Here is a 7,186-nt window from a genome sequence, read left to right on the forward strand (position 1 = left end):
GGAGGGACTTCGCTCGGGTCCCTCCCGGCCCACCGGGTCTCAGGCGCCGGGCAGTTCGGAGCGGACCGTGCGGGCGGCGGCGACCAGGTTCTCCAGGGACGCCCTGGTCTCGGGCCAGCCGCGGGTCTTCAGACCGCAGTCCGGGTTGACCCACAGGCGCTCGGCGGGGATCGCCGCCAGGCCCTTGCGGAGCAGCGTGGCCGCCTCGTCGGCGCCGGGCACCCGCGGGGAGTGGATGTCGTAGACACCGGGGCCGGCCTCACGCGGGTAGCCGTGGGCGGCCAGTTCGGTGGCCACCTGCATGTGGGAGCGGGCGGCCTCCAGGCTGATGACGTCCGCGTCGAGGTCGTCGATGGCCTGCACGATGTCGCCGAACTCGGCGTAGCACATGTGGGTGTGGATCTGGGTGGCCGCGCCCACCGCGCTGGTGGTGAGCCGGAACGACTCGGTGGCCCAGGCCAGGTAGGCGGGCCGGTCGGCGGCCCGCAGCGGCAGGGTCTCGCGCAGCGCGGGCTCGTCCACCTGGATGACCGAAGTGCCGGCCGCCTCCAGGTCGGTGACCTCGTCGCGCAGCGCGAGGGCGACCTGACGGGCGGTGTCGCCGAGCGGCTGGTCGTCGCGGACGAAGGACCAGGCGAGCATGGTGACCGGCCCGGTGAGCATGCCCTTGACCGGGCGCGAGGTGAGCGACTGGGCGTAGCTCGTCCAGCGCACGGTCATCGGCTCGGGCCGGGAGATGTCGCCGGCCAGGATCGGCGGGCGCACGTACCGGGTGCCGTAGGACTGCACCCAGCCGTGCTGGGTGGCGAGGTAGCCGGTGAGCTGCTCGGCGAAGTACTGCACCATGTCGTTGCGTTCGGGCTCGCCGTGCACCAGGACGTCGAGCCCGGTCTTCTCCTGGAAGGAGATCACCTCGCCGATCTCGGCCCTGATCCGCTCCTCGTAGCCGGCCCGGTCGATCCGGCCGGCCCGCAGGTCGGCGCGGGCGGTGCGCAGGTCGGTGGTCTGCGGGAACGACCCGATGGTGGTGGTCGGCAGCAGCGGCAGCCCGAGGCGGGCGCGCTGGGCGGCGGCGCGCTCGGGGTACGCCTGGGAGCGGCGGCCGTCGGCGTCGGTGACGGCAGCGACCCTGGCGCGTACGGCCGGGTCGCGGGTGATCGGGGAACCGGCGCGGGAGGCGAGGTCGGCGCGGTTCGCGGCGATCTCCGCGGCGATGGCGTCGGTGCCCTGCACCAGGCCCTTGGCCAGCGTGACGATCTCGGCGGTCTTCTGCCGGGCGAAGGCGAGCCAGCGCAGCACCTGCGGGTCGATGTCCTGCTCGGGTGCGGTGTCCAGCGGCACGTGCAGCAGGGAGCAGGACGCGGCCACGTCGACCCGGCCGGCGAGGCCGAGCAGGGTGGCCAGGGTGGACAGCGACTTCTCGTAGTCGTTGATCCAGATGTTGCGGCCGTTGACGACGCCCGCCACCAGCCGCTTGCCGGGCAGCCCGCCGACGGCGGCGAGGTCGTCGAGGTTGGCGGCGGCCGCGCCGGTGAAGTCGACGGCCAGGCCCTCGATCGGGGCCCTGACCAGGATCGGCAGCGCCTCGCCGAGCCGGTCGAAGTAGGAGGCGACGAGCAGCTTCGGCCGGTCGGTGCGGGCGCCCAGCTCGCGGTAGGTGCGGGCGGCGGCGTTCAGCTCGTCGGGCGTGCGGTCCTGGACCAGGGCGGGCTCGTCGAGCTGCACCCACTCGGCGCCGGCGGCCCGCAGGTCGGCGAGCACCTCGGCGTACACCGGCAGCAGCCGGTCCAGCAGGGTCAGCGGCTCGAAGTCGGCCGGCACCCCGGGGGCGGGCTTGGCGAGCAGCAGGTAGGTCAAGGGGCCGACCAGCACCGGCCGCGGGGTGTGCCCGAGCGCGAGGGCCTCCCGCAACTCGCCGACCTGCTTGGCGGAGTCGGCGGCGAAGACCGTGTCGGGGCCCAACTCGGGCACCAGATAGTGGTAGTTGGTGTCGAACCACTTCGTCATCTCCAGCGGCGCCACGTCCTGGGTGCCGCGGGCCATCGCGAAGTAGCTGTTGAGCGGGTCGGCGCCGACGGCGGCACGGTGCCGCTCGGGGACGGCGCCGACCATGACGCTGGTGTCGAGGACGTGGTCGTAGTACGAGAAGTCGCCGGTGGGTACCTCATGGACGCCGGCGTCGGCGAGTTGCCGCCAGTTGGACCGGCGTAGATCGGCCGCGGTCTCCCGGAGGGCGTCCGCGGTGACGCGGCCCTTCCAGTAGCCCTCGACGGCCTTCTTCAGGTCCCGGTGCTGTCCCTGGCGGGGGTAGCCGTACACGGTGGCCCGTGCTGCCGCGGCTGCGGGCTTTGCTGACACGGAAATCTCCTTCGCGAGATGTCTCCCTGGCATCCCGGGGACGGGACGCGGGCGCGAAGGCGGCGAACGGGACGGATCGGACACGCCTCATGGGGACGCTCCTCCGCCTGATATGTACGCCGACCCGCCCACGAGGTCACCGGGATATCCGCACGCGATCGGTCGCGTACGGGCAACGGGCAGGTCTTCGGACTCGCGGGCTCGCCTGCCGGGGCAGACACCTACTGACCGTCGCTTCCCAGGTCCGCGGCTCGGACCCAGTGCTGATGACGGCTATCGTTCCCACTTACCGCTGCGGGGCAGTCCCGGATTCCCACCGGGTTCCCTCTTACGACGCGCCTGTCTGGCGGACAGGGGCGAACCAGCTGCACCCGCCAGCATACGACCCGGGGCGCGGCGCCCGTCCGCCTCCGGCCCGCGGCAGCCGGTCGATGCCCGCCTCGTACACCGTCGGCAGCATCGGCGCGCCCTGCGCGGGACCGCCGCCCCCGTCCAGGTGGCCGCGGAGTCCGCAGACGGGTGAGAGCCTCGCACGTTCGGCTCAACACGGCGATTTATCCGCACTGTTGGAGATTGTGCGGCGTACTTTCGGCGGTGCCCATGCGTCTCACCGCACATCAGGAACAGGAGAAGTCCCTTGGCGACATCCGCTGCTCTTCCTACTCTCCGAGGCCGCATCATCATCGGCGCGAGCGCGCTGACCACCGCCGTGGCACTCGGCACCACGCTGCTCGGCGCGACGGCAGCCCAGGCCGCCACCCCGGCCCTTCCGTACGGCACGGTCGTCGCCGGTGACGGCGTCGTGCAGCGGCAGTTCCCCAGCACGGACTCGTCCGTCAAGGGCTCGCTGAGCTACCACCAGCAGGTCGGTCTGCGCTGCAAGGTCCGCGCCCAGAACATCGAGGGCAACGACATCTGGTACCTGCTGCGCGACAACAACAACTGGGTCTCGGCGAAGTACGTGGACAACACCGGCACCGTCTCCTACTGCAAGGACGTCCTGCGCAGCAGCACCGCCGTGATGAACGCGGTGCCGAAGGGCGCCAAGGGCTGACCGTCCCACGGACCAAGGGCATCCCGGAGTCGCGGCAGGTCCCGCACGCGGCTCCGGGCCGCCATGTCGGACCCCCGCGAGCCGACCCCCGGCACGACCCGCGCGGTGAGGACGATCTTCCCCCGCCGGGGACCGTGCCTTCCGCGCTTTCCGTGTGGTGAGTCGACGCGGCGGCCGAGTGACGCATGTCAGAGCGTGCGGCCGGCCGGGCCGGCGAGTCCCGACAGGATCGGCAGCGTCAGGGCGAGCCAGGCCGCGCCCAGCAGCCAGCCGCCCAGCTCGTCGGTGGGCCACTGCACGCCGAGGTAGATCCGGGTGGCGCTGATGGCGGCCACCCACAGCAGGCAGCCCAGCACGTCGAGCCGGACCGCCCCGCGGGGTGCGTCGCTGCGCAGGACCGCCCAGGCGAGAAGTCCCGCGGTGAGCACGGACGTTGTGGCGTACCCGGAGGGGAACGCCCAGTCGGTGCTGAGCGCGGCCCAATCGGCCACCGGCGGTCTGGGCCGGGCCAGCGCGAACACGACCGCGAGGCGGACCGCCTGCCCGGTCAGCAGGATCACGACCGCGCCGAGCGCCGCCGACACCTCCCGCCGCGACGCCGTCCGGTGCGCGCACCCGGTCCATCCGGCCAGCATCACCGCGACGTACGGAAGCAGGCCGGCCGCGGTCGAGTCCAGCAGGTGGGCGGCCGCGGTCAGGTCGGCCGATCGATGGGCCACCACCCAGTGGTGCAGGCAGCCGTCGGGTCCGATCGGTGCGCCGTCGCGTGCGCCCAGTGCCCACAGCAGCAGCGCGAACAGGACCGCGGGCAGGGCGAACAGGGCGAACGCCGGCCCGGCCCGGCGGACCCGGCCGGGCCGCGGCGCGGAACCGGCCCGCCCGCACGGCGAGCCGCCGCGGTGCGGGGCGCATCCGCACCGGGCGGCCGCGACCCGCGTACGTCGCGGCCACAGACCGCGCCGGTGCCGGGGCGAGGCCCCGCTGACGGTGGACGCTGGGATCATCGTGCTGCGGCTCCGCATCCGTTGCCGAGTCGGGCCGCTTCGGCGGACCCGAATGTCTACAGCACTGTAGACGTTCGGTGTGCCGGTGGACACCGAAGGCGCGCGTCAGGCGCCGAGCAATCCGCGTCCGAGCCAGTCCTTCGCGTCCCGTACGCCCGGCAGCGCGAAGAAGTACCCGCCGCCGACCGGGGAGATGTAGTCGACCAGCGGCTCGCCGACGAGCCTGGTCTGGGTGGCCTCGAACTGCCGGACCACGTCCTGCTGGTAGCAGCAGAAGACCAGGCCCATGTCGAGATCGCCCACCGCGTCGATCCCGCGGTCGTAGTTGAAGCCGCGGCGCAGGATGCGGGAGTCGTCGGTCCCCGCGGTGCGCGGATTGGCCAGCCGGATGTGCGCGTCGAGCGGGATCGCGTTGCCGTGCGGGTCGTTGGCGTACCTCGGCGTGTCGCCTTCCTGGGCGCCGTCGAGCGGGGCTCCGGTGTCCTTGCGGCGGCCGAACATCTTCTCCTGCTCGGTGAGGGAGACCCGGTCCCAGAACTCGACCAGCATCCGGATGATCCGGATCACCTGGTAGCTGCCGCCGCGGGCCCAGGCGGGTTCGCCGAGCGCGTCCGTGACCCACACGAGCCGGTCCATCTCGCGCCCGGACGCCACATCGGGATTGGCGATGCCGTCCTTGAAGCCGAGCAGGTTGCGCGGGGTCCCGGTCGGCCGGGGCGCGCTGTGGAAGCCGTCGACGCGCCACTTGACCTGCATGGCGCCCCGCGTGTGCCGGGCGATGTCACGCAGGGCGTGCAGCACCGTGTCGGTGCTGCCGGCGCAGATCTGCAGGCTCAGGTCGCCGTGGCTCTCGGCCGCCTGGAGGTTGTCGTCGGGGAAGGTCCGCATGGGCGCGAGCCGGCGCGGTCTGGCGGCGGACAGGCCGTAGCGGTCGTCGAACAGCGACGACCCGACGCCCACGGTCACCGTCAGCGCGTCCGCGGGGACCGTGGGGCCGAGGATGCCGTTGTCGGAGGGTGGGGCGCCGACGCCGAGGTCGGCCGGGTCTCCGCCGGCGGTCAGGAAGCGGGCGCGGTCGGTGATCGTGCGGAACAGGCCGGCGAGTTCGGCCCGGCTGTCGGCGATGACGTCGAACGACACGAAGGCCGCGGCGGCCGGCGTCGGCGTGGTGATTCCGGCCTGATGGGCACCGTGGAAGGCGACCGGCGCCGCCTGGCCGGGCTCGGCCGCGTGCGCGCTGTCGCCGCCGAGCGCCGTGCTGACGACGGCGCCGCCGCCGGCCAGGGCGGTGGCCCCGGCCCCGACGCCGAGCGCCGTCCGCACGAACGACCGGCGGCCGGCGTCCATCGGACAGACCCCCCGGGAGGGCTCGGAGTGAGCGGAGTCGGGCATGGACGAAGTCCCTTCCGGACCTGCCGAGCGGCGGCTGCCGGTCGAGCGGTCCACGGATTCGGTCGTACGGGGGTGGTCGGTCGTACGGACGGGGCGGTACGGGTGCGGTGCCTGTGGCGGGTGCGGTTGGCGGTTGGCGGGGGTACGGACGGCTGGTGGCGTCGCGCGGGCCCGCGGGGCCGCCGAAGTGGCCTCGGATCAGCCGGACTTGCGGACTTCGAGCAGATCGGGGATCGGCGCGAGGTCCTCAAGGAGTTGTCCGGTGGCTCCGTTGATCTTCGTTCGGGCCGTCGGGTCGAGCGCGTCCACCGGCGTCCATCCGCCGCTGTTGCCGGAGCCGTTCTTGCCCGAGCCGCCCTTGTGGGCCGCGTCCAGCAGCGTCTGCAGGCGCGCGACATCGGCGTCCACGGTCGCCGGCCGCTGCGGATCGCGCGCGGAGATCAGCGGCCGCAGCACGCGCAGCAACTCCTTCGTGCCCGCGAGGTCGGCGTCCGCGGTGGCCAGGTTGGTCCCGCTGCCCTGGTCCGTGTCACCGGTCAGCTCGAACTGGAGCGTGTTCTCCAGGATCTCGTGGCAGCGCAGCGGCAGGTCGGACGGGTCGAAGTCCTGTCCGGGGAACGCGCTGCGCAACCCCCGGACGTCGCTGCCGAGAAGCTGCACGTAAGGCATCAGCCCGGCCGCCGACTCGCCGTGCCACAGGCCGTACTCGATCCGGTGGAAGCCGGTGAACCGGGGGTCCCCGATCCCGCCGGACAGCCCGTCGGGACGCCCGTCGATCTTCCCGTCGAAGTCGGCGAACGTGCCGTACGCGGCGCCGAGGGACGCATAAGTGCGGTGGGCGGTGAGCCAGTCCGCGCGCGCCGCGGCGAGTCGCCCGCCGCGGATGTCGGCCGTGAGCGCGTCCGTCTGGCGGACGAGGGTGGTGAGACCGGCGGCCACGTACGCCTTGTAGGCCGCGAGGGGCGGCCGCAGGTCGGACTCGGCGAGGGGGAGCACGGCCTGGGCGGTACCGCTGCCGCTGACCCGTACCGAGGCCGAGGTGACGGCCGTGCCGCCGGTCGGCACGCAGCGCCAGGCGTAGGTGCCGGCGCCGACGGTGGCGACCAGGTCGCGGGTGGTGCCGGGAGCCAGCCCCTCGATCTCGCCGTAGACCGCGTTGGTCGCCGGGTTCACCAGGTAGACCTCGGACGTCTTGCCGCCCGTGTTGTGCATCTGGAACGTCTGCCGGCCGGTCTTGGGCGCGGTGAAGCCCTTGCCGCAGTCCGACTCGGAGACGGCGACGGTCTGCGCGCCGGCGGGCTTGCCGTCGCCGAGGGCGACGACCAGCCCGGCGACCACCGCCGGCACGACGATCACCGTGACGGGAACGACCCAGGCG

5 protein-coding genes and 1 riboswitch are annotated in these 7,186 nt (G+C 73.3%); of the genes, 1 reads left to right on the forward strand and 4 read right to left on the reverse strand.

The genetic code is table 11. From position 1 onward, the window contains the following. Positions 1-39 precede the first annotated feature (39 nt). Entirely contained in the window at positions 40-2,358 is a 2,319-nt protein-coding gene (metE, locus tag AC13HU_RS27610) for a 5-methyltetrahydropteroyltriglutamate--homocysteine S-methyltransferase (protein WP_483044668.1), read from the reverse strand. Between the two features lie 161 nt (positions 2,359-2,519). Then, positions 2,520-2,739: riboswitch (cobalamin riboswitch) on the reverse strand. Between the two features lie 256 nt (positions 2,740-2,995). Here metE and AC13HU_RS27615 point away from each other — a divergent pair. Then, the gene (locus tag AC13HU_RS27615) at positions 2,996-3,412 is read left to right on the forward strand and encodes an SH3 domain-containing protein (protein ID WP_483044669.1); all 417 of its coding nucleotides are present in this window, start codon (positions 2,996-2,998) and stop codon (positions 3,410-3,412) included. 188 nt (positions 3,413-3,600) lie between these two features. Here the strand turns inward: AC13HU_RS27615 and AC13HU_RS27620 are convergent, their stop codons facing one another. The 3 genes from AC13HU_RS27620 to AC13HU_RS27630 all read right to left on the reverse strand — a co-directional run. Next, complete coding sequence (locus tag AC13HU_RS27620; protein WP_483044670.1) at positions 3,601-4,416, reverse strand: phosphatase PAP2 family protein; 816 nt, start codon at positions 4,414-4,416, stop codon at positions 3,601-3,603. Positions 4,417-4,521: 105 nt separating this feature from the next. Beyond that, the gene (gene efeB, locus AC13HU_RS27625) at positions 4,522-5,808 is read right to left on the reverse strand and encodes an iron uptake transporter deferrochelatase/peroxidase subunit (protein WP_483044671.1); all 1,287 of its coding nucleotides are present in this window, start codon (positions 5,806-5,808) and stop codon (positions 4,522-4,524) included. Between the two features lie 198 nt (positions 5,809-6,006). After that, on the reverse strand, positions 6,007-7,186 hold a 1,180-nt coding region (locus tag AC13HU_RS27630), incomplete at its 5' end, for an EfeM/EfeO family lipoprotein (protein ID WP_483044672.1).

The sequence above is a fragment of the Streptomyces sp. NH27 genome, from assembly GCF_056859195.1.

What these genes read in the sequence shown, in the direction of transcription:
- AC13HU_RS27620 (WP_483044670.1), bottom strand. Translation starts at nt 4,416, where the DNA reads ATGATCCCAGCGTCCACCGTCAGCGGGGCCTCGCCCCGGCACCGGCGC.
- efeB (WP_483044671.1), bottom strand. Translation starts at nt 5,808, where the DNA reads ATGCCCGACTCCGCTCACTCCGAGCCCTCCCGGGGGGTCTGTCCGATG.